The 24,127-nt window shown below is 58.8% G+C and carries 19 protein-coding genes and 2 tRNA genes; 16 read left to right on the top strand and 5 right to left on the bottom strand.

The features are described from left to right. Window positions 1-30: 30 nt before the first annotated feature. On the bottom strand, window positions 31-1,044 hold the full coding sequence (locus tag DOM27_RS12610) for a LysR substrate-binding domain-containing protein (protein WP_110656301.1): 1,014 nt from the start codon (window positions 1,042-1,044) through the stop codon (window positions 31-33). Between the two features lie 187 nt (window positions 1,045-1,231). Here DOM27_RS12610 and DOM27_RS12605 point away from each other — a divergent pair, with 187 nt between their 5' ends. The 6 genes from DOM27_RS12605 (at window position 1,232) to DOM27_RS12580 (ending at window position 9,936) form a co-directional block, all read left to right on the top strand. Then, the gene (locus DOM27_RS12605; protein ID WP_245392699.1) at window positions 1,232-2,500 is read left to right on the top strand and encodes an aldose epimerase family protein; all 1,269 of its coding nucleotides are present in this window, start codon (window positions 1,232-1,234) and stop codon (window positions 2,498-2,500) included. Window positions 2,501-2,779: 279 nt separating this feature from the next. After that, the gene (locus DOM27_RS12600) at window positions 2,780-3,799 is read left to right on the top strand and encodes an arabinose ABC transporter substrate-binding protein (RefSeq protein WP_110656300.1); all 1,020 of its coding nucleotides are present in this window, start codon (window positions 2,780-2,782) and stop codon (window positions 3,797-3,799) included. A gap of 48 nt (window positions 3,800-3,847) precedes the next feature. Continuing rightward, window positions 3,848-5,341, top strand: coding sequence for an L-arabinose ABC transporter ATP-binding protein AraG (gene araG, locus DOM27_RS12595; protein WP_110656299.1), 1,494 nt, complete (start codon window positions 3,848-3,850; stop codon window positions 5,339-5,341). Window positions 5,342-5,422: 81 nt separating this feature from the next. Further along, a complete protein-coding gene (gene araH / locus DOM27_RS12590; RefSeq protein ID WP_110656298.1) occupies window positions 5,423-6,424 on the top strand; it encodes an L-arabinose ABC transporter permease AraH in 1,002 nt (333 codons plus the stop codon). A gap of 222 nt (window positions 6,425-6,646) precedes the next feature. Continuing rightward, window positions 6,647-8,047: a GntP family permease gene (locus tag DOM27_RS12585; protein WP_110656297.1), complete on the top strand. Its 1,401-nt coding sequence runs from the start codon at window positions 6,647-6,649 to the stop codon at window positions 8,045-8,047. Window positions 8,048-8,127: 80 nt separating this feature from the next. Next, window positions 8,128-9,936 carry an IlvD/Edd family dehydratase gene (locus tag DOM27_RS12580; protein ID WP_110656296.1) on the top strand — a complete coding sequence of 603 codons (1,809 nt, stop codon included), beginning with the start codon at window positions 8,128-8,130 and terminating at the stop codon, window positions 9,934-9,936. 35 nt (window positions 9,937-9,971) lie between these two features. On the opposite strand, the gene DOM27_RS12575 is transcribed toward DOM27_RS12580, so the two are convergent. Continuing rightward, complete coding sequence (locus tag DOM27_RS12575; RefSeq protein ID WP_110656295.1) at window positions 9,972-10,391, bottom strand: secondary thiamine-phosphate synthase enzyme YjbQ; 420 nt, start codon at window positions 10,389-10,391, stop codon at window positions 9,972-9,974. A 188-nt stretch (window positions 10,392-10,579) separates the two neighbouring features. On the opposite strand from DOM27_RS12575, the gene DOM27_RS12570 reads away from it, so the two are divergent. After that, entirely contained in the window at window positions 10,580-11,707 is a 1,128-nt protein-coding gene (locus DOM27_RS12570; RefSeq protein WP_110656294.1) for a zinc-dependent alcohol dehydrogenase family protein, read from the top strand. Between the two features lie 114 nt (window positions 11,708-11,821). Continuing rightward, window positions 11,822-13,201: a class II fumarate hydratase gene (locus DOM27_RS12565; RefSeq protein ID WP_110656293.1), complete on the top strand. Its 1,380-nt coding sequence runs from the start codon at window positions 11,822-11,824 to the stop codon at window positions 13,199-13,201. Between the two features lie 105 nt (window positions 13,202-13,306). On the opposite strand, the gene DOM27_RS12560 is transcribed toward DOM27_RS12565, so the two are convergent. From DOM27_RS12560 to DOM27_RS12550, 3 genes are all read right to left on the bottom strand, one after another. Further along, the gene (locus DOM27_RS12560; protein WP_110656292.1) at window positions 13,307-14,383 is read right to left on the bottom strand and encodes an endonuclease/exonuclease/phosphatase family protein; all 1,077 of its coding nucleotides are present in this window, start codon (window positions 14,381-14,383) and stop codon (window positions 13,307-13,309) included. A 135-nt stretch (window positions 14,384-14,518) separates the two neighbouring features. Next, window positions 14,519-16,045: a glycerol-3-phosphate dehydrogenase gene (gene glpD / locus DOM27_RS12555; RefSeq protein ID WP_110656291.1), complete on the bottom strand. Its 1,527-nt coding sequence runs from the start codon at window positions 16,043-16,045 to the stop codon at window positions 14,519-14,521. 182 nt (window positions 16,046-16,227) lie between these two features. Next, complete coding sequence (locus DOM27_RS12550; RefSeq protein ID WP_110656290.1) at window positions 16,228-17,034, bottom strand: DeoR/GlpR family transcriptional regulator; 807 nt, start codon at window positions 17,032-17,034, stop codon at window positions 16,228-16,230. 512 nt (window positions 17,035-17,546) lie between these two features. Here DOM27_RS12550 and DOM27_RS12545 point away from each other — a divergent pair. The 8 genes from DOM27_RS12545 (at window position 17,547) to DOM27_RS12510 (ending at window position 24,119) form a co-directional block, all read left to right on the top strand. Then, window positions 17,547-17,623 (top strand) — tRNA-Val (locus DOM27_RS12545). Between the two features lie 27 nt (window positions 17,624-17,650). Then, a tRNA-Val gene (locus tag DOM27_RS12540) sits at window positions 17,651-17,727 on the top strand. A gap of 387 nt (window positions 17,728-18,114) precedes the next feature. Further along, window positions 18,115-19,212, top strand: coding sequence for an ABC transporter ATP-binding protein (locus DOM27_RS12535; RefSeq protein WP_110656289.1), 1,098 nt, complete (start codon window positions 18,115-18,117; stop codon window positions 19,210-19,212). Window positions 19,213-19,223: 11 nt separating this feature from the next. Beyond that, window positions 19,224-20,336, top strand: a complete 1,113-nt coding sequence (locus DOM27_RS12530; protein ID WP_110656288.1) for an ABC transporter ATP-binding protein — start codon at window positions 19,224-19,226, stop codon at window positions 20,334-20,336. Continuing rightward, entirely contained in the window at window positions 20,323-21,186 is an 864-nt protein-coding gene (locus DOM27_RS12525) for a carbohydrate ABC transporter permease (RefSeq protein ID WP_110656287.1), read from the top strand. The genes DOM27_RS12530 and DOM27_RS12525 overlap by 14 nt, the downstream gene beginning before the upstream one ends. 7 nt (window positions 21,187-21,193) lie before the next feature. Next, entirely contained in the window at window positions 21,194-21,994 is an 801-nt protein-coding gene (locus DOM27_RS12520) for a carbohydrate ABC transporter permease (protein ID WP_110656286.1), read from the top strand. Between the two features lie 28 nt (window positions 21,995-22,022). Beyond that, entirely contained in the window at window positions 22,023-22,295 is a 273-nt protein-coding gene (locus DOM27_RS12515) for a DUF2160 domain-containing protein (RefSeq protein WP_110656285.1), read from the top strand. 147 nt (window positions 22,296-22,442) lie between these two features. Beyond that, window positions 22,443-24,119, top strand: coding sequence for an ABC transporter substrate-binding protein (locus tag DOM27_RS12510; RefSeq protein WP_223162343.1), 1,677 nt, complete (start codon window positions 22,443-22,445; stop codon window positions 24,117-24,119). The last annotated feature ends 8 nt before the right edge of the window (window positions 24,120-24,127 follow it).

Below are 24,127 nucleotides of genomic sequence, written 5' to 3'. Positions count from 1 at the left end.
AGGGACCGGCAAGTTTAGCGTCCCACGAGTCTAGAGAGTTATATCCTTGTAGGTGGATGATGCGGCTTCCTTGATCGTCGAATCGAGCGCTCGGCGCTCACGAATCATCTGATGCAGGATGCCCATCAATTTGGCGGCGCCTGGCGACATGCGCCGCTCGCGCAGGCTGATCAGGCCAAACGGTTGCACACTGAGCGCGTCCGTCGATGGCAGAATCACGAAGCGGGGCTGCGTGCAGAGTAGTTCGGCCACCTCCCGCGTCGTGACTGTTACCGAATCCGACTTGTCGACCATGGCCAGCGCCATGTATATGTCCGGCGTATTGATGATGCGCTGTGGCGGCGCCACCTTGTGATGCAGAAACAGGTGCTCTACGCGTTGGCGCATCAGCGCGCCCGAGGGCTGTAGTACCCATGGATAGTCCAGCATCGAGGTCAGATCGAACGTTTCCAGCGCCGCGAGTGGATGGCCCGCGCGGCATATGAAGCAGAGCGCCTCCTCCCCGATTTCCTCGAACACGAAATCGCCGGCCGGCATTCCGCCGGGAATTCGGGCAATGGCAAAATCGAACTCGCCGTCGCGCAGTCTCGGTACCAGATTGCGGCTGACGTCGACATCGATATTGACTTCCAGGTGAGGGCTCTCGCGGTGCACGCGTTCCACGGCACTGGCCAACAGTGTCACGGCGGGTGCCAGTACCGTACCGATTGATACCGTTCCCGCATTACCTTCGTTGAGCGCATTGATCTCCTCGCTGGCCTGTGCCAGCGAGGTCAGCATGCCGCGAGCGTGTCGAATCAGGCTTTCCCCATACCAGTTGGGCGTCACGCCACGAGAGTGGCGGTCGAATAGCGAGACTCCGAGCAGGTGCTCGAGGTCTCCTAGCAGCTTGGACGCTGCCGGCTGACTCATGCCCAGTTTGGACGCCGCCCGATGAAGATTGCGGCAGTCATCCAGGGCAACGAACAACTGAAGATGGCGCAACTTGAGCCTGACGCGAAGGAACCAGTCCGGTGCCAGAAGGTCGGTGGGTTGGGATCTCATGGCGTTATCTCTATCGAATATTCGACGTTTTTATGAGGCATGTCGTGCAGTTCCCGCATAGTCAGATCGGGGGCGGCGGTCTACGGTTTAAACGAGCGTCATTGGCGGCGATTAATCGGCTCTGACGTCGGGATAAGTGGAAATGATAACCAAAAACATTGAGCTAAACGAAAAACAGGAGCTTGCGATGACACGCCATGTCTTTTCTCTACCTCGCTGTCTCGGCGTCGGGCTGTTCGGATTGATGATCGGTCAGGCCTTTTTACAAGCGCAGGCGCAGACGATGCCAATGAACTCTCAGGCCTCCAGTGTCCTGCCACCGGGCATCGAGCGATCCGCCTTTGGTCAGCTGCCGGACGGACGCGAGGTCGATTGCTATCGCATCACCAACGACAATGGTCTCGAAATGCGAGTCATCAACTATGGCGGCATCATCGTGTCGTTGAAGACGCCCGACCGGCAGGGTCAATTGGATGACATCGTGCTGGGTTTCGATTCGCTCGACGATTATCTCTCCAATGCCTATCGCCAGGCCAACCCCTACTTTGGTGCCTTGATCGGCCGTTACGGCAATCGTATTGCCGGTGGCCGTTTCAGCCTCGATGGTGAGACCTATCGTCTGCCCACCAACGATGGGCCCAATACCCTGCATGGAGGCGACAAGGGGTTCAATCAGCGGCTGTGGCATGCCGAGCCGTTCTCGTCGAGTGAGGGCCGCGGTCTGGTCTTGACTTACACCAGCGAAGACGGCGAAGAAGGTTTCCCCGGACGACTCTCTACGCGGGTCAGCTACACGCTGACCAACGATAATGAGCTTTCCATCGACTATCGCGCGAAAACGTCCCGCGCGACGCCGGTCAATCTGACTCAGCACAGCTATTTCAATCTTCAGGGCGAAGGCCATGGCACCATTCTGAGCCATGAGTTGACGATCAACGCGAGCGGGTTCACTCCGGTCGGTCAAACATTGATCCCGACTGGCGAGATTGCCGACGTCAGTGGTACGCCGTTCGATTTCCGCCAGCCAACTGCCATCGGTGCGCGGATGGGGCAGAAGAATACCCAATTGGCCTATGGCAAGGGATACGATCATAACTTCGTGCTAAGCAAGAACCCCGGCGCGACCGGCCAGCTGGCGCTGGCAGCAAGAGTGGAAGAACCGCAAAGCGGCAGGGTTCTCGAGGTTGCGACCACCGAACCGGGGTTGCAGTTCTACTCGGGCAACTTCCTCGATGGCAGCTTGATGGGCAAGAGTGGCCGTGCTTATACGCATCGCTCCGGTCTGGCATTGGAAACGCAGCATTTCCCCGACTCCCCCAATCAGCCCAACTTTCCGTCAACGATATTGACGCCGGACGAGACATATCATTCCCGCACCGTCTATCGCTTCTCGACGACGCAGACAGCGCCCCATTCCCTCTCGACCCAGTCCCGTTACTCTCAGACCTCTTCGTAGTGAAGCAGTAGCCAAGCTCCATTTAGAGGTTTCCCAGGGCCGCCGTAATGGCGGCCTTGGCGACTATGAAACGTCTGTTTTAACCAAAGTCGTAAAACGACTTTAGTCGGGGCGGGGAGGCGCCTCAAGGGCTGGGTGTCCGCCTCCCGGTTATCTTTTTGATTTGCTGATAGCAAATGATATATCACTTTCTGCAAGGGTCGGTATTAGCCGGTTATTGACCAACTGCTTACTGTCATTTCAGCCGTGACGTGAAATGAGCTACCTAATAACAACCCAATGCCCCGTCGGGGCTGGAGGCCGCCAGTGATCCGCTTTCTAAAATCATCATTACTCGTACTCAGCGTGTCGAGCTTGGGCCTGGGCGTCGCGCCGCTTTACGCCCAGGACGACGTCAAGATCGGCTTCATCGTCAAGAAACCGGAGCAGGCGTGGTTCATCAATGAGCAGGACGCTGCAAGCGCACTCGGAAAGCAGAAAGGTTTCGAGGTCGTGCGTTTGTCGGGCGAAGACGGTCAGCAGGTGCTCAGTGCCATCGACAACCTGAACTCCCAGGGCGCTCAGGGATTCGTCATTTGCCCGCCAGACGTTCGTCTGGGGCCGGCGATCGCCAATCGTGCCAAGCAGTATGGGATGAAGGTCGTTACCGTCGATGACCAGTTCCTTGGCGCGGACGGCAAGCCGATGGATTCCGTGCCGCACCTGGGCATGTCGGGTTACAAGATCGGTCAACAGGTCGGTGAAACGATCGCCAAGGAGATGAAGGCTCGAGGTTGGGATCCGCAGAGCGTGGCGGCGTTGCGTATCAGCAATAACGAGCTCCCGACTGCCAAGGAGCGCACGGACGGTGCCACCGCTGCCCTGTTGGATGCCGGCTTCGTCAAGGACAATATCTTCGACGCTCCACAGCAGAATACCGACACCAGCAGCGCGTTCGCGGCGGCATCGCCGGTGTTGTCCAAAAATGGTGATTTTGAACACTGGGTCATCTATGCGCTCAATGAAGAGAGCGTGTTGGGAGGCGTTCGTGCCAGCGAGCAGTATGGACTGTCACCGGATCAGGTCATCGGCGTGGGTATCAACGGCTCTGGGGCAGCGTTTGCCGAGTTCTCGCGCGAGAAGGCGACCGGATTCTACGGCACGATTGCGGTCAGTTCGACCATGCATGGCCGTCAGAGCGCCGACAATCTCTACACCTGGATAACGGAAGACAAGCAGCCGCCTGCCAATACCCAGACCACGGGCACGCTGATGACGCGCGACAACTGGAAGCAGGTTCGCGAAGACCTGGGGCTTTGAGTTCGGCCAGGCGTGATAGCGGTTCTGTGAGGTGTTGAGGAGAACGGGATGACGGAACCTTATCTACGTATCGACGGGATTACCGTCGAGTTCCCCGGGGTTCGCGCGCTGGATGGCGTCAGCTTCTCGGCGCGAGGGGGCGAGGTCCATGCATTGATGGGCGAGAACGGGGCTGGCAAGTCGACGCTGTTGAAGGTGTTGAGCGGCGTCAACCGAGTCACCAGCGGTCGGCTATGGATCGGGGACGAACCGATCGTTTTCGCCAATTCCCGGGAGGCGCTGCGCCAGGGCGTGGCGATCATCTATCAGGAGCTGACGCTGTCGCCCAATCTCTCGGTGGCCGAAAATCTGCTGCTGGGACAGTTGCCGGTCAAATATGGCTTCCTCGATCGGCGCAGGCTGCGCGAGCGTGCAATGACGATTCTGGAAGAGCTGGGTGAGGGAGATATTCATCCTTCGACCAAGGTCCGGGACCTGTCGATCGGGCAGCAGCAGATGATCGAAATCGGGCGGGCGCTGCTGCGGGATGCCCGGATCATTGCCTTCGACGAACCCACCAGTTCGCTCTCGGTTCAGGAGGTCCGGCATCTCAAACGGATCGTCTCGCGGCTCCGCGGAGAGGGACGGGTGGTGCTTTATGTGACCCATCGCATGGAGGAAGTGTTCGAGATGTGCGATGCGGTAACCGTGTTTCGCGACGGCCGCCACATTCGCACCCACGACACTCTGGAGGGGATCGACCACGATATTCTCGTCAGCGAGATGGTGGGGCGGGAGATCGAGGACGTCTACGGCTATCGGTCACGCCAGCAGGGCGAGATGCTGATGCGACTCGAGGGGATCGAGGGGCGAGGCGTCAAGGCACCGATCAGCTTCGAGATACGTCGCGGCGAAGTGCTGGGGCTTTTCGGCCTGGTCGGCGCCGGACGCAGCGAGCTGATGCGCCTGGTCTGCGGCGTTGAGCGAGCCACCGCCGGCCAGGTCACCTTCGACAGCACGCCGCGTCGGTTCGGCTCTCCCCAGGCGGCGATTCGTGCCGGCATCGCGATGTGCCCGGAAGATCGCAAGTCACAAGGCATCTTTCCGGTGGCCAGTGTCTCGGACAACCTCAATATCAGCTGCCGCCGTTTCTTCAAGCGCTGGGGCGGGTTCCGCAACCCGCGACGGGAAACTCAGAATGCCGAGGATTATATCCGTCAGTTGCGGATTCGAACGCCAGGGCCGAAGACGCCGATCGCCAACCTGTCGGGAGGCAATCAGCAGAAGGTGATTCTGGCACGTTGGCTGGCTGAGGAGATCGATCTGTTCGTGATGGACGAGCCCACACGGGGCATCGATGTCGGCGCGCGCCGCGACATCTATTCGCTGCTCTACGATTTAGCCGAGCAAGGTAAAGGCGTCTTGATCATCTCCAGTGATTTGGCGGAGGTCAGTTCCATCTGTGATCGAATCGGCGTGATGCGAGACGGTGAGCTTATCGACATCGTATCCCGGGAGGCCGCGACGCCCGAGCGATTGCTGGGATTGGCCTTGCCGGCCTGACCTTCACTCCGACATTAAGTCCGGCATCAAGTCCGGTATCGACTGCCACAAGAGCCATGGATCGCGAGAGGATTCGGAATCATGAATGACAAAGTTGCCACGCCCACGGCAGTGCCGGCCGAAGAACGCCGGAGGCTTCCCAAGCCGCTGCGGACGCTGCTCGATACCTCCGGGTTGATTGCCGTTTTCATTCTACTGTTCATCGGTCTTTCCGTGCTGGTGCCATCGTTTCTGACCGAACGTAATATCGTTGGTCTGCTGCTATCGGTGACGCTGATCGGCACGATTGCCACCACCATGATGATGGTGCTGGCGTTGGGGGAGGTCGATCTGTCGGTAGCGTCGATCGTCGCGTTCTCTGGGGTAGTCGCTGCAATGGTCACTTCGACCAGCGGTAGCGTCACGATCGGCTTGCTGGTAGGCATTGCCGCTGGCGCCGCGGTGGGCGCCTTCAATGGCTTCGTGGTGGCTCGGTTCGGTATCAACTCGCTGATTGCGACATTGGCCGCGATGGAGTTCGTGCGCGGCCTGGCCTACATTACCTCCGGCGGCGATGCGGTGATGATTACCGTGCCGGGCTTCTTCGATCTCGGCAGTGCCTCGTTTCTCGGTTTGACGTTGCCGGTGTGGACGATGATCGTCTGCTTTCTGATATTCGGCGTCGTCCTCAACATGACGGCGTTCGGCCGTAATACGCTGGCGACCGGGGGCAATTCGGAGGCGGCCAGCCTTGCCGGCGTCAACGTCCGTCGGCTGAAGATCATGGTGTTCGCCCTCCAGGGCCTGGTGGCAGGAATTGCCGGGGTATTGCTTACCTCGCGCATGGGCCTTGGTGATCCCAACACGTCTCAAGGGCTCGAGCTGGCGGTGATTTCGGCCTGCGTACTGGGTGGCGTATCACTCTCCGGTGGTGTGGCATCGATTACCGGCGTGTTGGTCGGTGTGCTGATCATGGGTTGTGTACAGAACGCGATGGGGCTGCTCAACGTCCCCACTTTCTACCAATACCTGGTGCGCGGGGCGATTCTGCTGCTCGCGGTCATGTTCGATCGTTGGAAACAGACCCGTCGGGCCGGTGGCTGACAGGGCCGCCTAACAAAAACCTGCAACTTTGGTCGAGTCTGAAAAAACGCCTTGTATGACGAACACGTGTTCTCGCGCTCGGCGCGGCTCTTTTGATAATCATGTTGATATCAAATACATCGTCTATTGGCATTTCATGGTTATTGATTGGTGGCGCTAATGTGCCTGTAGCCCACGGCGAGCACGCCCAGCTGAAGCCGTGGCGGCCGTTAGGAGGACGCCATGCAAGACACTACACAAGCGGCAACCGGTCTCTCGACGTTGGGACTGATGGGTATTGCTGCCGCGGCTATCGCGATTCTATTGGTTTTGATCATTCGGGTGCGGCTGCATCCCTTTTTTGCCCTGGTGATCGTCAGTATCGGTACGGCACTGGCGACCGGGATCTCGGTTGCCGATCTACTGCCGACATTATTGGGCGGATTCGGCAAGACGCTAGGCAATGTGGCTCTGTTGATCGGCTTCGGGGCGGTGTTGGGGCGCCTGGTTGCTGTCTCGGGCGGGGCGCGTGTATTGGCCGATACATTGATTCACTTCTTCGGCAGCAAGCGAGCGCCATTGGGACTGTCGATCGCTTGTCTGCTGTTCGGTTTCCCGATTTTTCTGGATGCAGCCTTCGTGGTCATGCTGCCGGTGATCTACTCGGTGGCCCGCGAACTCAAGGCGTCGTTGCTGCTCTACGGTCTGCCGGCTGCAGGCGCGTTTCTGGTCATGCATGCCTTGATGCCGCCGCACCCTGGCCCCGTCGCGGCTGCGGTATTTCTGCACGCCGATATCGGCCAAGTGCTGTTCGTGGCGTTACTGGTGGGGCTACCGACTTGGTATGTGATGGGTTACCGGCTGTCACTGATGCTGGCAGGTCGGTCACCGTTCCAGCCGGTGCCGAACTTGATGGGGGGAGATAGCGAAGAAGTACCGCCCGAGAAACGCCCGGCGTTTGGCACTGTTCTGCTGGTGTTGCTGTTACCGCTGGTGTTGATCTTTCTCAATACAGGTCTATCGACGCTGGGCCAGAGCGGTGTGATCGATGGTGACAACCCGCTGGTGGCGGCGTTGATGGTGATCGGGGAGACGCCGATCGCATTGTTGATCAGCACTTGCATCGCCATGTGGCTTCTCGTCATTCGCCGCGGTGAGCGCGGGGCGATGGATTCCATCAACGAGATCGTCGAACAGGCATTGTCGCCCGTCTGCAGCATCATTTTGATCACCGGTGCTGGCGGCATGTTCGGCGGTGTGCTGACGGCCAGCGGTATCGGCGATGCGCTGGCGGACAGCCTGCAGGCGTTCGGGCTGCCGGTCATCCTGGCCGGGTACGTGATCGCGTCGGTGATCCGGGTGGCCCAGGGTTCGGCCACGGTCGCCGGAACCACGGCGGCCGGGATCATGGCGCCGGTGGTACTGGGAGATCCAACGCTTGCCGGATTACCGGCGGCATGTATCACCGTGGCGATCGTTGCCGGTGCCATCGGCTATTCCCACGTCAACGACTCCGGTTTCTGGCTGGTCGGGCGGTTTCTCGGTGTCGATACCAAGACCATGTTAAAGACATGGACCGTGATCTCCATTGGTATTTCGCTGATGGCGTTTGGCCTGGCGTGGCTGGTGTTTTCCCTGCTGTGATTGTTGATAGCTCCCTTTATCGACACCTTTTATGACTGCCGTGATTGCCACCGTACTGACGGTGGCCCGAGGAGAGAGAGATGAGTGATTCATCGGACAAGTCGCAAAAACCTGAGCCCCAAAAAGCCGGGCCTCAAGAATCTGAGCCCCAGAAAAAACGCCAGCTGCGTTCCGCCCAGTGGTTCGGTACCGCAGACAAGAACGGTTTCATGTATCGCAGCTGGATGAAGAACCAGGGCATTCCGGATCACGAGTTCCAGGGCAAGCCGATCATTGGTATCTGCAATACCTGGTCGGAGTTGACGCCTTGCAACGCGCACTTCCGCAAGCTCGCCGAACACGTCAAGAAGGGCGTGCTCGAGGCCGGTGGCTATCCGGTGGAATTCCCGGTGTTCTCTAACGGTGAGTCCAATCTACGTCCGACGGCGATGTTTACCCGCAATCTCGCCAGCATGGATGTCGAGGAAGCCATCCGCGGTAATCCGATGGATGCCGTGGTGCTGCTGGTCGGCTGTGACAAGACCACGCCGGCGCTGCTGATGGGGGCTGCGAGCTGTGATATTCCCACGCTCGTGGTGACCGGTGGACCGATGCTCAATGGAAAGCACGAGGGCAAGGATATCGGCTCGGGTACCGTGGTGTGGAAGCTCTCCGAAGAGGTCAAGGCCGGCAAGATATCGATCCATGACTTCATGGCTGCCGAGGCTGGCATGTCGCGCTCTGCCGGCACTTGTAACACCATGGGTACGGCATCGACCATGGCTTGCATGGCGGAGTCGCTGGGGGTTTCCCTGCCGCACAACGCGGCGATTCCGGCGGTGGATTCCCGTCGCTATGTCCTCGCGCACCTCTCCGGCAACCGAATCGTCGAGATGGTCGATGAAGATCTCAAACTGTCGAAAATTCTGACTCGCGAAGCGTTCGAAAATGCGATTCGCACCAACGCCGCTATCGGCGGCTCGACCAACGCGGTCATCCACCTGAAGGCGATCGCCGGGCGTATCGGTGTCGACCTGCCACTGGATGACTGGACTCGCGTTGGCCGGGGCACGCCGACCATCGTCGATCTGCAGCCTTCCGGGCGCTTCTTGATGGAAGAGTTCTATTATGCCGGCGGTCTGCCGGCCGTGCTGCGTCGGCTGGGTGAGGCCGATCGTTTGCCGCACAAGGATGCGTTGACCGCCAACGGCAGAACGATATGGGAAAACGTGCAGAACGCGCCGCACTACAATGACGAGGTGATTCGACCGCTGGATAACCCGCTGCGCGAAGATGGTGGCATCTGCATCCTGCGGGGCAACCTGGCGCCCAATGGTGCGGTTCTCAAGCCATCAGCCGCTAGCCCCGAGCTGATGAAACATCGTGGCCGGGCCGTGGTATTCGAGAATTTCGACGACTACAAGGCGCGGATCAACGATCCCGAACTCGAGGTCGAAGCCAACGATATTCTGGTATTGAAACACTGCGGACCCCGTGGCTATCACGGTATGGCCGAAGTCGGCAACATGGGTCTGCCGCCGAAAATCCTCGAGCAGGGGATCACCGACATGGTGCGGATCTCGGATGCCCGCATGAGTGGCACCGCCTATGGCACGGTGGTATTGCACGTGGCGCCGGAAGCGGCAGCCGGCGGTCCTTTGGCCGCGGTTCACAATGGCGACTGGATCTCGCTCGACTGCGGCAGCGGTTCGCTCGATCTGGAAGTCGATGATGCCGAGATCGCCCGGCGTCTGGCCGAGGTCGATCCGATGGCGGCATCGAACCAGATTGCCAGCACCGGTGGCTATCGACAGCTTTATATCGAGCGCGTGTTGCAGGCCGATGAGGGGTGCGACTTCGACTTCCTGCGTGGATGCCGGGGCGCCGAGGTACCGCGCCACTCTCACTGAGGTGACAGCGAGACGACGTCAGCCAGAGACGTTCGTCATTCGCCCATCAATGTGGCGGTGATCTTTCGGGCACCGCCGTTTTGGCGATGTTCCCCCAGCCAGATGCCTTGCCAGGTGCCGGTGAGAAGGCGGCCGTTGTCGATGGCAACGGTCAGCTCGGTGCCGAACAGGCTGGCTAACACGTGAGCTGGCATGTCGTCGGGGCCTTCGAGCGTGTGCCGCATACCGGACAGATTTTCGGGCGCCAGTTTGCTGGCGAACAGCTCCATGTCATGCCGGACGTCCGGGTCGGCGTTCTCGTTCAGGGTCAGCGAGGCCGAGGTGTGCATCAGCTGTAGATGCAAGAGACCGGTCTGGATGCGATATAGATCTGGAAGTGCTGTAAGGATGTCATCAGTGACAAGATGAAATCCGCGTGACCGTACTTTGAGCGAAAACTGGTGGCGCTGCCACATGATGATTGTCTCCTTCGTGAGCAGGACGTCAGACGATTCATCCTAGAGGATCGTGATAATCATGTCTTTTCATGGGGCTTCGAGTTTTAAAGACCAAAGTCGCAGTACCCGTAGCGGCGTTTGCGCTTAGGCTGATCGTTGCCGGGAAGTCGGGGCTCGCCCAAGCGTTTTGCAATCAGGAGGTGTTCGTGAAAATTCGTGCTGCCGTGATTCATGAAATGAAGAAGTCTCGCCCGTATCGGGAATCGCTGCCGATGTCGATCGAGGAGGTCGAACTGGATGGGCCGGGTCCGGGCGAGGTACTGGTCAAGATGCGCGCCGCCGGCCTATGTCATTCGGATCTGTCGACGATCAACGGGGATCGTCCTCGCCCCTTGCCCATGGTGCTGGGGCACGAAGCCGCTGGCGAGGTGGCGGAAGTCGGCGAGGGGGTTACCGATCTTGCCCCTGGCGATCATGTGGTGTTCTCGTTCGCACCCAGTTGCGGTGGCTGTATCTCCTGTCTGTCGGGCCGTGCGGCGCTGTGTCGTCCCGGTGCGGCGGCCAACGTCGCGGGTCATCTGCTGGGTGGCGGGATGCGCCTGCATAAGGGCGGAGAGAAGATCTATCACCACATCGGCGTTTCCGGGTTCGCCGAGTACGCTGTGGCCTCGCGCCGCTCCCTGACCAAGATCGATCCCGAATTACCGTTTCATATCGCGGCGCTGTTCGGATGTGCCGTGCTGACGGGCGTCGGTGCGCTCGTGCACACTGCGGGGCTAAGGCTGGGCCAGTCGGTGCTGGTCGTCGGACTCGGGGGCGTCGGTCTGGCGGCCGTGATGGGCGCCGTCGGCGGCGGTGCGCGCCAGGTCATCGCGGCGGATATCGCACCGGACAAACTGGAAACTGCCAAGGCAATGGGTGCCACGCACATCGTCAACAGTGGCGACCCGAATGCCGTCGAGCAGGTTCGCGATATCAGCGGCGGCGGTGTGGACATTGCAGCCGAGTTCGCGGGGGTCGCCAGCGCGCTGGAATTTGCCTACGAGTCGACAGGGCGAGGCGGCACGACCGTGACCTCCGGGCTGCCTCATCCCGACGTTAGATTCGCCGTGAGCCCGACGCGAATGGTGGCCGAGGAGCGCACCCTCAAGGGCTCCTATCTTGGCGGTCACGTGCCGTCGCTCGATGTGCCCGAGTACATTGCGCTTTATCAATCCGGTCGCCTGCCGGTGGACCGCTTGCTGACCCATCGTTTGAAATTGGACGAGATCAATCTCGGCTTCGATCGGCTGGCCAACGGGGAAGCGATTCGCCAGATCATCGATTTCGATTGAGTCTCGAATCAGGCAGGTTACGGGTCGGCTGCTAGTCTTGAAGGAGTCTCGAAGAGGTAGCCGACGTTTTGGCTACCTCTTTCGCATTTCACCCGTCATCGATAGGAGAAGGTCATGTCTCAGACACGAGTCGAGCGCGACAGCATGGGCGAGCTGGACGTCCCAGAAAGCGCGCTCTACGGTGCTCAAACGCAGCGTGCCGTCAATAATTTTCCCATCAGCGGCCGGCCGTTGCCGCCCGCTTTCATCGCTGCCGTGGCGCGCATCAAGCGAGTGGCCGCCGAGGTCAATCTGGAATTGGGCCTGCTCGATGAAGACCGCGCCAGGGCTATCGTCGCGGCGGCCGACGAGATCATCGCGGGCAAGCATTCGGGGCAATTTCCGATCGATGTCTTTCAGACGGGATCAGGTACCTCGACCAACATGAACGTCAACGAGGTGATCTCGCACCTCGCGAGTGGTGACGGACTCGAGGTGGGGCCTAACGATCACGTCAACATGGGCCAGTCGAGCAACGATGTGATCCCCACCGCCATTCATCTGGCGGCGGCGATCGAGGTCAACGAGCGCCTGTTGCCGGCTCTCGAGCATCTGCGTTCGACCATCGACGACAAGGCGGCTGCCGTCGATGACGTGGTCAAGACGGGGCGTACCCACTTGATGGATGCGATGCCGGTCCGGCTTAGTCAGGAACTGGGCGGCTGGTCCAGCCAGATCGGTCAGGCGGCCGAGCGCTTCGAGGATGGCTTGAAACGAATGACTCGCTTGGCCTTGGGGGGCACTGCGGTGGGGACGGGCGTCAATGCGCATCCCGATTTCGCGGTGAAAGTCGCCCAGGGTCTGGCCAACGACACGCATCTCGAATTTCGCCCCAACGACAGTTTCTTCGCCAGCTTGGCCTCCCAGGACGCGGCGGTGGAGCTTTCGGGCCATCTCAAGACCTATGCCGTTGCCGTGATGAAGATCGCCAACGACTTGCGCTGGATGAACTCCGGGCCTCTGGCTGGGCTGGGCGAGATCGAGCTCGAGGCGTTGCAGCCGGGAAGTTCGATCATGCCGGGCAAGGTGAATCCGGTCATTCCCGAGTCGGCTGCTCAGGTCGCCGCTCAAGTGATCGGCAACGATGCGGCGGTTACCGTGGGCGGACAGAGCGGGAACTTTCAGCTCAACGTTATGCTCCCGATGATCGCTCACAATGTGCTGGACTCCATCACCCTGCTCACTAACGTCAGTCGGCTGCTGGCGGATCGAGCCATTGCCACTTTCAAGGTTCGCCGTGACAACATCGAGGCGCCGCTGTCCAGGAATCCGATTCTGGTGACGGCACTCAACTCGGTGATTGGCTATAACGCCGCCGCGGCAGTGGCCAAGAAGGCCTATCAGGGGGGAAGACCGATTATCGAGGTGGCCGAAGAAGAGACCGACCTTTCCCGCCAGGAACTTGAGCGGTTGCTTGATCCGACCAAGCTGACCCAAGGCGGTATCCCGGAGTAAAGCCAGGCTTTTCTGCCGGATGGTTTTGTCGCTCCGCGACCCGAAAAAAAACGCCACCCGGTCGGGTGGCGTTTTGATTAGAGGCGTCTCGGGTCGAACGAGTTTCTACACCGGCGCCTCGCCTTGACGCTCCTGCGCTTCTTCGATGGTCTCCTCGGCATCTTCCCGTTCCTCGGTATCGGCGCTTTCGGGTTCATTTTCACCGGAGCGAGAGGGGTCATGAGAAAGCGTGACCAGAATCGGAAAATGATCGGATCCCACCTCAGACAGCCGCTGCATATGCACCAACGTGAAATGCTCTGTGACGAAGACATGGTCGAGAGGCCAGCGCAGCATCGGGTACTTGGCGTGAAAGGTGCTGTACTGCCCGCGGCCACGTCGCAGATCGAGCATGCCACTGATCTTGCAGAACAGTTTGGTCGTCGGCGACCACGCCACGTCATTGAGGTCCCCGGCCACGATGGTTGGCAGTTTTTTCTTGGCGATAGCTTCGCCGACCAACATCAGTTCGGCGTCCCGCCATAGCGATTCGTCGCTCTCCGATGGCGAAGGTGGACGTGGGTGCAGTGCGTGGAAACGGACGCGCTGGCCGCTGGCCAGTCTTACCCAGGTATGAATCGAGGGGATGTCATCCTGAATCAGCCACTTGACCTCGACATCCTCTAGCGGAACGCGAGAGTACAAGTGCATGCCATACAGGTTATCCAGTGGAATACGGACGGCTTCCGGCATCATCTCGCCAATGGCGGCATCCAGCTGATCGCCCCACCATTGATCGGACTCCAGCGTCAGCAGCATATCGGGCTGGTGCCGTTTGACATGGGCGATCAGCTTGTCGGCTTGCCGATTTGGCGTCAGCACGTTGGAAACGAGCAGTTTGAGCTCGCGATCCGGCTCGCTCGACTGGGCTTTGACGACCGTGCATCGAGCCAAGGGCGTCCAGGGATAGATCCGCGTCCACTGAATGCCGGCCGCAATCACACTGGCGGCCATGCCGGACCAGTGCCACCAGGTGCTGGGTTCGAATGCGAGTTGAGCCAGAGCCAGAACGGTAGCAACGATCGCGATCTGCAAAAGCGGAAAATCGAAGCTGCGAATAGTCCAGTGTCGGATCCTCAGGTAGGGCGCGAGAGTGATCAGTAAGACGAGGCAACCAAGACAGGTAAACAGGAGCTGCAGCAACGGGTCATTCCTTGTATCGGGATAGGGCACCTTGCCGAACCAAGAGTAGCAGAAACGAGTTCGCCCTACGTCGACGCCAGCGCTCGGCGATCCTCTACTTTTCGTGTTACGGCTGTATTTGGGAGACTTTGGACATCAGGAGACTCGAGATAGTGGAGTCGGCGTAACGATGGCAGGGAGCTGATCGAGGTAGCACTTCAGTGCCTGTTGGTCCTCACGGGACAAACGTAGCCCCAGCTTGCTGCGCCGCCACAAAATGTCCTCGCTGGTCCGTGCCCACTCATGTTCGATCAGATAGTCGACTTCGACGCGGGTGAGGCCCCCGCCAAAATTTTGTCCGAGAGCTTCCTGGCTCTTCTTGCCGCTCAGAAAACTCAGGCAAAGCGTGCCGTAGCTGGAAGCGAAGCGTTCGGCTCGCTCTCGACCGAGAAACGGATAGTCGCGCAACAGCTGCATGATAAAAGCCTCGCGCGAGTCGATGTCTCCTCCAGGAAGACGTGCCTCGGCCGTCCAGGGCTGGCCCATGTGAGGTAAAAGCGGTTCCAGCTTATGCAGAGCCGCTTCGGCAAGCTTTCGATAGGTGGTGATCTTGCCACCAAAAATCGACAGCATCGGCGCACCATTCTTGTCGAGATCCAGAGTGTAGTCGCGGGTCATGGCCGACGGATTTTCCGACTCGTCATCGCACAGCGGACGAACGCCTGCGTAGGTCGAGATCACGTCCTCACGACTGAGCTGCTTGACGAAATGCGCGTTGAGCACGTCGAGCAGATAGTCGATCTCTTCTTCGTTGACGCTGACCTGCGAAGGATCGCCCTGATAGCGACGGTCGGTGGTACCAATCAGGCTAAAACGCTGCTGATAAGGCAGCACGAATACGATACGTCCGTCCTGATTCTGCAGAATATAGGCGCGATCATCTTGATTGAGGCGCGGCACGATCAGATGACTGCCCTGAATCATTCGGATGCCGTAGCGTGAGTCACGTTTGGCGTTATCTTTGACGAAAGACTCCACCCATGGTCCGGCAGCGTTGACCAGAATCTTGGCACGGCACTCCTGACGTTCGCCGGTATCCCGATTCTCCAGATTGATCAGCCACCGACCATTCTCTTCCCGAGCCTGGGTGCAGCGTGTGCGTACCCGGATGTCCGCTCCTTGTTCCTGTGCCTGCAGGGCGTTCAGCACCACCAGCCGGGCATCATCTACCCAGCAGTCCGAGTATTCGAACCCTTTCTTGATTGATGGGACCAGCGGGCTTTCTGCGCCAAACCGAAGACTCTTGGCATTGGCCAAACTGTCACGATGGCTTAGATGGTCGTAGAGGAATAGTCCGGTACGAATCATCCAGCCGGGTCGCAGGTGGGGTTGATGCGGGAGGATGAAGCGCAGCGGCCAGACGATGTGCGGTGCCTTTCGCAACATCACCTCGCGCTCCTTTAGCGCCTCACGAACGAGACGGAACTCCCGGTGTTCGAGATAGCGCAGTCCCCCATGGATCAGCTTGCTGCTGGCTGAAGAGGTTGCGCTGGCCAGATCAGCCTGTTCGCACAACAGCACGGAAAGGCCTCGGCCAGCGGCATCGTTGGCAATTCCGGTGCCATTGATGCCGCCACCGACAACGATGAGATCGTAGACGTGATTCTCTGTCGCTGACGCCATGATGTCCCCCGGGAAGGTGATGAAATAGATATGTTCGGTTTCGAAAATAGATTAATCACTTCCGAACATCAATAGCGACGGGGTGCCGATGTAGACCAATTGGGGAGGACCGAATGCGAAGAGGCATGACTAATCACAAAAAAGCCGGCGCTGGGCCGGCTCCGTAGAAGAGTTCGACAGCATCAGCCGACTTTGGCGGTAACGGCTTCGATGTCGGCAGGCATCGAGGGATCCGCGACGTATAGCGAGACATCATGTTCTCGCATCAGCCGACGCAAAGCGTCCGGTGGCTGGCGGTCGGTGAAAAAGGCGTTGATCTGGCTGAGGTTGCCTTGGCGTACCACAGCATTGCGATGGAACTTCGAATGGTCAGCTGCCAAAAAGACTTTTCGAGAATTGCGCAAGATCGCCTGGGCAACGCGAACTTCCTGATAATCGAACTCCAGCAATGAACCATCGCCATCGATACCGCTGATGCCGATGATGCCGTAGTCCACCTTGAATTGGTTGATGAAGTCGATGGTGGCTTCGCCGATGATACCGCCGTCGCGGGAACGGACCTGACCGCCGGCGACGATGACGTTGAAGTCTGTCTTGTGCTGGAGAATGGCGGCCACGTTTAGGTTGTTGGTTATGACCTCCAGTCCGGTGTGATGGCATAGCGCTTCGGCGATGAACTCATTACTGGTGCCGATGTTGATGAACAGGGATGAGGAGTCGGGGATATGACTCGCGAGCATCTCGGCGATACGCCGTTTGGCATCCAGATTCAACGTTTTGCGTGTGTGATAGGCAGTGTTGACGGTACTCGACTCGAGCCCGACGCCACCGTGAACGCGCTTGACGACACCTTCCTCTGCCAATTGATTGAGGTCTCGGCGAACCGTCTGGGGTGTCACATCGAAGTCTCTCGCGAGCTGTTCGATCGATGCGTAGCCCTGACGCTTGACTAGCTCGACGATGGCTTCGTGACGCTCTTGCTGTGTCATGTTGATTCCCTGCCGCGGCCCGATGGCTATTCTTCGTATTGATGAAAGCAGTTTACCAAAGCCTAACGCCTTGCCGTTGCTCTGGTTTGGGGTAAAAAGGCCGATATGCGTTCGACCTTGGTCTAATTGTTGTAAATCGAACACGTGTTGTTGAAAAACGAAAAATAAAACCGCTTCAATGGCCTTGAAGCGAACTTTTTGACCGGGAGAGTGATTAAGGGCAGTGATACAGCGTTGCCGGAAAACGAGTAGGCCGCATTGAAAAGCCTCTAGGCCTTTTCCTCTCCGATAGCCTTCGTTTACCGGTTTGAAGGCGATGCTTCAGCGATTCGCGAAACACTGGCGGTGTACCGTGGTTCTGCCGCTCGAAAAGCTGGGTCGTCGCCTGAAAACGAATTGTGTCGGTGTGACAGGTAGTTGGCGTGCTTTTTTTTATTACTGGAGGGTTGCATTCCGCGCCTGCCCGGGTAGAATTCGCATCCGTTGTCACGGCGAGTTGCCGCAGCGTCTGCAGGACCGTAGCTCAGTTGGTTAGAGCGCCACGTTGACATCGTGGAGGTCAGCGGTTCAAATCCGCTCGGTCCTACCAATCAGATGAATTTGTGATAACGCCTACAGGACCATAGCTCAGTTGGTTAGAGCGCCACGTTGACATCGTGGAGGTCAGCGGTTCAAATCCGCTTGGTCCTACCAGATTCGAACCCCGAGCTACGCTTGGGGTTTTTTTATGTCCGTATTTTCACGCCCGACTCCGAGGCACGGCTGAAAGAACGCTTCAGCGTGCTCGCCGTTGCCATTCGATTTCTGCCGCGAATGTTGAATTGCGAACAATCGATAGCCGCTAAGCCTGCACTGTTGGCCTGCCTCATTCTCTTCAAGTCTTTTCGGGACTCTCTTCAAGGACCGTCGCGTGTAGGACATTAGTGGTTGAGACTAAGGTTGCAGCTATTTTAAAGGCAATAAAAACAGGTAAATAGAGAATCGTTTTTATAGTCGCCGCTTTATCCTTTTTTCGTCGTATAGCTTTATAAAACGAGTGTTCTAGGATGCTCGGAAGAGAAAACGGGAACGGCGCCACTCATGTCATTACAACTCGACAACGTCACACTGTCGGTACGAGGCGAGACCTACATCGATAATGCCAGCCTGACGCTAGAGCCGGGGTCATTCAACGTGTTGCTGGGCCATACGCTGGCAGGCAAGACGACATTGATGCGGTTGATGGCCGGACTGGATAAGCCGGATCGAGGGGTGGTCCGCCTCGGTGGCCGGGACATGACCCAGGTACCGGTTCGCCAACGCAATGTGTCGATGGTTTATCAGCAGTTCATCAACTACCCCACGCTGACGGTGTTCGACAATATCGCTTCGCCGTTGAAGCAAGCCAAGGTTGCACGTCAGGAGATAGCTCGCCGAGTCGAGGAAACTGCTGCGATGCTGGGTATTCAGCATCTTCTGGGGCGTTACCCTCAAGCCCTTTCCGGAGGACAGCAACAGCGCACGGCGATGGCCCGGGCTCTGGTCAAGGACGCGGATCTGGTCCTGTTCGATGAACCGCTGGTCAACCTCGACTACAAGCTGCGCGAGGCGCTGCGGGTGGAAATGCGCAAGCTATTCGAGTCACGCAACACCATAGCGGTGTATGCCACTACCGAATCGGCCGAGGCCCTGGCGCTGGGCGGCACGACCACGCTCTTGCATCAAGGGCGCATCGTTCAGAGCGGCGCCAGCGGTGAAGTCTACCGCCATCCTTGCAACAGGGAAGCTGCGAGCCTTTTCGGCGAGCCGCCGATCAACCTGCTTCCGATGTCGATCCAGGGAGAAGAGTGCCGCGTCGCCGGTTCGCGTCAGCCTTTGCCCGAGGCGTGGCGTTCGCTGCCGGCGGGCGAATATCAGGTCGGCATTCGGCCGCATCACTGGTCTCTCCAGCCTGTCCCGGAGCCAGCCTTTCGGTTGCCAGTCGTGGTTCGGGTGGCAGAGATCAGCGGTTCCGAGACGTTTCTGCATCTGTCACACGATCAAATCGATCTGGTTGCGCACCTGATCGGTATTCACGAATTCGGGGTCGATCAGGCATTGGAGATACAGGTGGCGTGTCGCCAGCTGTTCGTGTTCGAGCCGGGTGGCGAGCTGTTGCTAGCGCCGTATTCCCTGCGTCCAGCGCTTGCGAGCGTTTGAGGAGACCAGACATGGCGGAAATTCGCCTGGAGCAGTTGGCGCATAGCTACCATAGCGCTCCTTCGGAACCTGCCGACTACGCCCTACGGCGAATGGAACACGTGTGGGAGCAGGGCGGGGCTTATGCATTGCTGGGCCCCTCCGGCTGTGGCAAGAGTACGTTGCTCAACATTATTTCCGGGTTGTTGACGCCCTCTGAGGGTCGCGTGCTTTACGACGGCAAATCGGTCAACGACCTCACCCCGCAGCAGCGCAATATCGCCCAGGTTTTTCAGTTTCCGGTGGTCTACGACACCATGACCGTCTTCCAAAATCTGGCGTTTCCCCTGCGCAATCAGGGGCATTCCCGCGAGCGTATCGATCTTCGGGTGCGGGAGGTGGCCGAGGCGCTGGAGATCGAGCCGTTATTGAACCGCAAGGCGCAGAATCTGACGGCGGATGAAAAGCAGAAGGTGTCGATGGGACGGGGCCTGGTCCGTGACGATGTAGCGGCCATTCTGTTCGACGAGCCGCTGACAGTGATTGATCCGCAACTCAAGTGGCGGCTGCGGCGAAAGCTCAAGGAAATTCACCAACGATTCAATGTGACGATGGTCTACGTCACCCACGACCAGCTCGAAGCGTCCACATTCGCAGACAAGATTGCGGTGATGTACCAGGGCCAGATCGTCCAGTTCGGCACGCCGAGGGAGCTGTTCGAGAATCCGCAACATACGTTCGTGGGTTACTTCATCGGCAGCCCCGGCATGAACTTTCTCGATATCAGTCTGGGAACCTCCGGTGTCGAATTCGAGGGCCGTGCATTGGCTGTTGCCGACACGATCGTAACGCAACTGCGTCAGGTGAAAGCCGAGCGTCTGCAGATCGGCATCCGTCCGGAGTTCGTGCAGCTCGTGACGCCCGAGAACGCAATCCTGCATGGGCACGTCGACCTGATTCAGGACCAGGGTACCTTCAAGATCGTCGATGTGTGTCTCGATACGCCGTCGGCACGGGTGATCAAAGTGCGAATCGGCGAAGAGCAAGTCGTGCCGGAAGGAAGAGTCGGGCTGTCTTTCCCCGCGGCTTGGCAGCGTTTCTACGTCGATGATCGGCTGGTGGAGGGAACGCATGAAAACCTATAACAACAAGGCGTGGTGGCTGGTGCTACCGGTTTTCGCGCTCGTCGCCTTCAGCGCCATCATTCCGATGATGACGGTCGTCAACTATTCGATACAGGACATCTTCGACCCGAATACGCGCTATTTCGTGGGCACCGAGTGGTATCGAGAGATTCTTGCCGACCCCAGATTGCTGGACTCGCTGTTGCGACAGTTCGTCTATTCCCTCTGCGTCCTTGTCATCGAAGTGCCGTTGGGCATCATCGTCGCGCTATCGATGCCGCGGCGGGGCTTGGGGGTGCCGGTGAGTTTGATCCTGCTGTCATTGCCGCTGCTGGTGCCATGGAACGTGGTTGGCACTATCTGGCAGATCATCGGGCGGGAGGACATTGGCCTCTATGGCTGGATCCTCAATAGCATAGGGCTCGATTACAACTACGCCTCCAATCCTCGGGACGCTTGGGCGACCGTGCTGATCATGGATGTCTGGCACTGGACGTCGCTGGTGGCACTGCTGTGCTACTCCGGGCTGCGTTCGATCCCCGATGTCTACTATCAGGCGGCGCGAATCGACCGCGCTTCCCACTGGGCGGTCTTCCGGTTCATTCAGTTGCCGAAGCTCAAGAACGTGCTGTTGATCGCGGTCATGTTGCGCTTCATGGACAGCTTCATGATCTATACGGAGCCGTTCGTACTCACCGGCGGCGGACCGGGTACGGCAACCACCTTCCTCAGCCAGACGTTGACCCAGATGGCGCTGGGGCAGTTCGACCTGGGCCGAGCGGCGGCATTCTCGCTGATTTATTTCCTGATCATCTTGCTGGTGACCTGGGTGTTCTACACCGCCATGACCCATAACGACGACAAGGGATGACGCCATCATGAGAGTACGCAAGAGTCTGGTGATGCTGGTCTATCTACTGTTCGTGCTGGTGCCGATCTACTGGCTCGTCAACATGTCGTTCAAGTCGAATCGGGAAATTCTCGGCGGGCTCACGCTTTGGCCAACCACGCCCACGCTCGACAACTACCGGGTCATCTTCACCGAGCCGACCTGGTACACGAGCTATCTCAATTCGCTCAGCTACGTGTCGATGAACATGGTGATCTCGCTGATGGTCGCATTACCGGCAGCCTACGCGTTCTCGCGTTATCGCTTCCTGGGCGATAAGCACATGTTCTTCTGGCTGTTGACCAATCGAATGGCCCCGCCGGCGGTATTTCTGCTGCCGTTCTTCCAGCTCTATTCCGCAGTAGGCCTGTTCGATACCCCGATCGCGGTAGCGCTGGCGCACTGCCTGTTCAATGTGCCGTTGGCGGTCTGGATTCTCGAGGGGTTCATGTCATCGGTGCCGAAGGAGATCGACGAGACGGCCTATATCGACGGCTATACCTTTCCCAAGTTCTTCGTTCGTATCTTTCTGCCGATGATCCGACCGGGCATCGGCGTCACGGCTTTTTTCTGCTTCATGTTCTCGTGGGTCGAGCTGCTGCTGGCGCGGACTCTGACTTCGGTCGACGCCAAGCCGATCGTATCGCAGATGACCCGCACGGTATCGGCCTCTGGCATCGACTGGGGCGTGCTGGCAGCAGCAGGCGTGGTTGCACTGTTGCCCGGTATCGCAGTGATCTACTTCGTGCGTAATCACGTGGCCAAGGGCTTCGCCCTGGGGCGCGTCTGATCCGATTTGTCAGAAAGGGGAGACAGCCATGGGTTGGATGGCCTGGACACTGCCAACGGCACTGTTCTTTGTGGGGATCGCGTTGCTGCTAGTCGCGATGACCGTCTGGCAGACCGTATCGCCGGGACACGAACGCAAGGGGTTTCTGCCGCTGACGACCTCACGCGGCGACCGGCTGTTCATTGGCTTGCTGGCATCGGCTTATGGGCATCTGCTGTTGCTGGCTTTAACCGACTGGCCGCTCTGGATCGCCACGGGGGTCTGCGTGGTAGGAATGGTCATCATCATGAAATGGGGGTAATGCACTGACCAGGGATCATCGATCATCACCGGATAGCGCCACGACAGGATAACAACGAGGGTTAACGCTATGTTCGATATCAAGCATGCCAGATCGCCTCGCCGCACGCCGTTGAGCGTCGGAATCGGGTTCAGCCTCGCGGGTCTGATGGCTGTCTCGGGGACCGCGATCGCCGATCAATACCAGGATGCCGCCCAGCGCTGGCTGGGCGACGAGTTCACCACATCGACGCTCACACCCGAGCAGCAGATGTCGGAAATGCAGTGGTTCATCGATGCCGCCAAGCCATTTCGGGGCATGCAGATCAACGTTGTCTCGGAAACGCTCACGACGCACAAATACGAATCCGAGGTACTGGCTCGCGCCTTCAGCGAAATTACCGGCATCCAGTTGAAACATGACCTGTTGCAAGAGGGCGATGTGATCGAAAAACTCCAGACGCAGATGCAGTCTGGACGCAACATCTACGATGCCTACGTCAATGATTCCGATCTGATCGGAACGCATTTTCGGTACGGTAAGGTAGTGCCGATCTCCGACATGATCGAGGGTGAGGGGGCTGAGGTTACTTCGCCGACGCTGGATCTCGATGATTTCATCGGGTTGTCTTTCACCACGGGTCCCGATGGCAAAGTCTATCAGTTGCCCGATCAGCAGTTCGCCAACCTTTACTGGTTCCGCGCCGACTGGTTCGACGACCCTGATCTCAAGGCGCGCTTCAAGAAAAAGTATGGCTACGAACTGGGCGTCCCGGTGAACTGGTCGGCTTATGAGGACATCGCCGACTTCTTTACCAACGACGTCCACGACATCGATGGTCAGCGTGTCTATGGACATATGGATTACGGCAAGAAGGATCCCTCGCTGGGCTGGCGATTTACCGATGCCTGGTTCTCCATGGCCGGGGCCGGTGACAAGGGCATACCCAATGGGCTGCCGGTCGACGAGTGGGGGATTCGGGTCGAAGATTGTCATCCGGTCGGCTCGAACGTGACACGCGGCGGGGCGACCAATGGTCCGGCTGCGGTGTTTGCGACCCAAAAGTACATCGACTGGCTGCACGCCTATGCGCCACCAGAGGCCCAGGGCATGACGTTCTCGGAAGCGGGGCCGGTACCGGCACAGGGGAACGTGGCACAGCAGATCTTCTGGTATACCGCTTTCACCGCCGATATGACCCAGAAAGGCCTGCCGGTGGTCAACGAGGATGGCACGCCCAAGTGGCGAATGGCGCCCTCGCCGGTCGGGCCCTACTGGGAGGATGGCATGAAGAAGGGATATCAGGATGTCGGATCCTGGACCTTCATGAAGTCGACGCCAGAGAAGAATCGCCTCGCCGCATGGCTCTACGCGCAGTTCGTGACTTCTAAGACGGTCTCCCTGCACAAGACGCTGGTGGGGCTGACGCCGATTCGCGAGTCCGACATCCAGTCGGAGGCAATGACCGAAGCCGCGCCGAAACTGGGTGGCCTGGTCGAGTTCTATCGTAGCCCGGCGCGACTGCAATGGTCGCCGACCGGCACCAATGTGCCGGACTATCCCAAGCTTGCGCAGCTATGGTGGCAGTATATTTCCCAGGCGGTCAGTGGCGAGACAAGTGCACAGCAGGCGTTGGATGGGCTGGCCGATGCTCAGGATCGGATCATGGAGCGTCTGGAGCGCGCCGACGTCCAGCCACAGTGCGGACCGAAACTGAACGAACCCCGCGATGCGCAGTATTGGCTGGATCAGCCCGGCGCGCCCAAGCCAAAGCTCGACAACGAGAAGCCACAAGGCAAGACCGTTCCGTATGACGAGATGGTCGAGTCCTGGCAGAAGAGCTGAGAGAAATA

The organism is Salinicola halimionae (assembly GCF_003206065.1).
Taxonomy (GTDB): Bacteria; Pseudomonadota; Gammaproteobacteria; order Pseudomonadales; family Halomonadaceae; genus Salinicola; species Salinicola halimionae.
The sequence above is the reverse complement of the archived record's forward strand: the minus strand, read 5'-3'. Positions and strand labels throughout refer to the sequence as shown.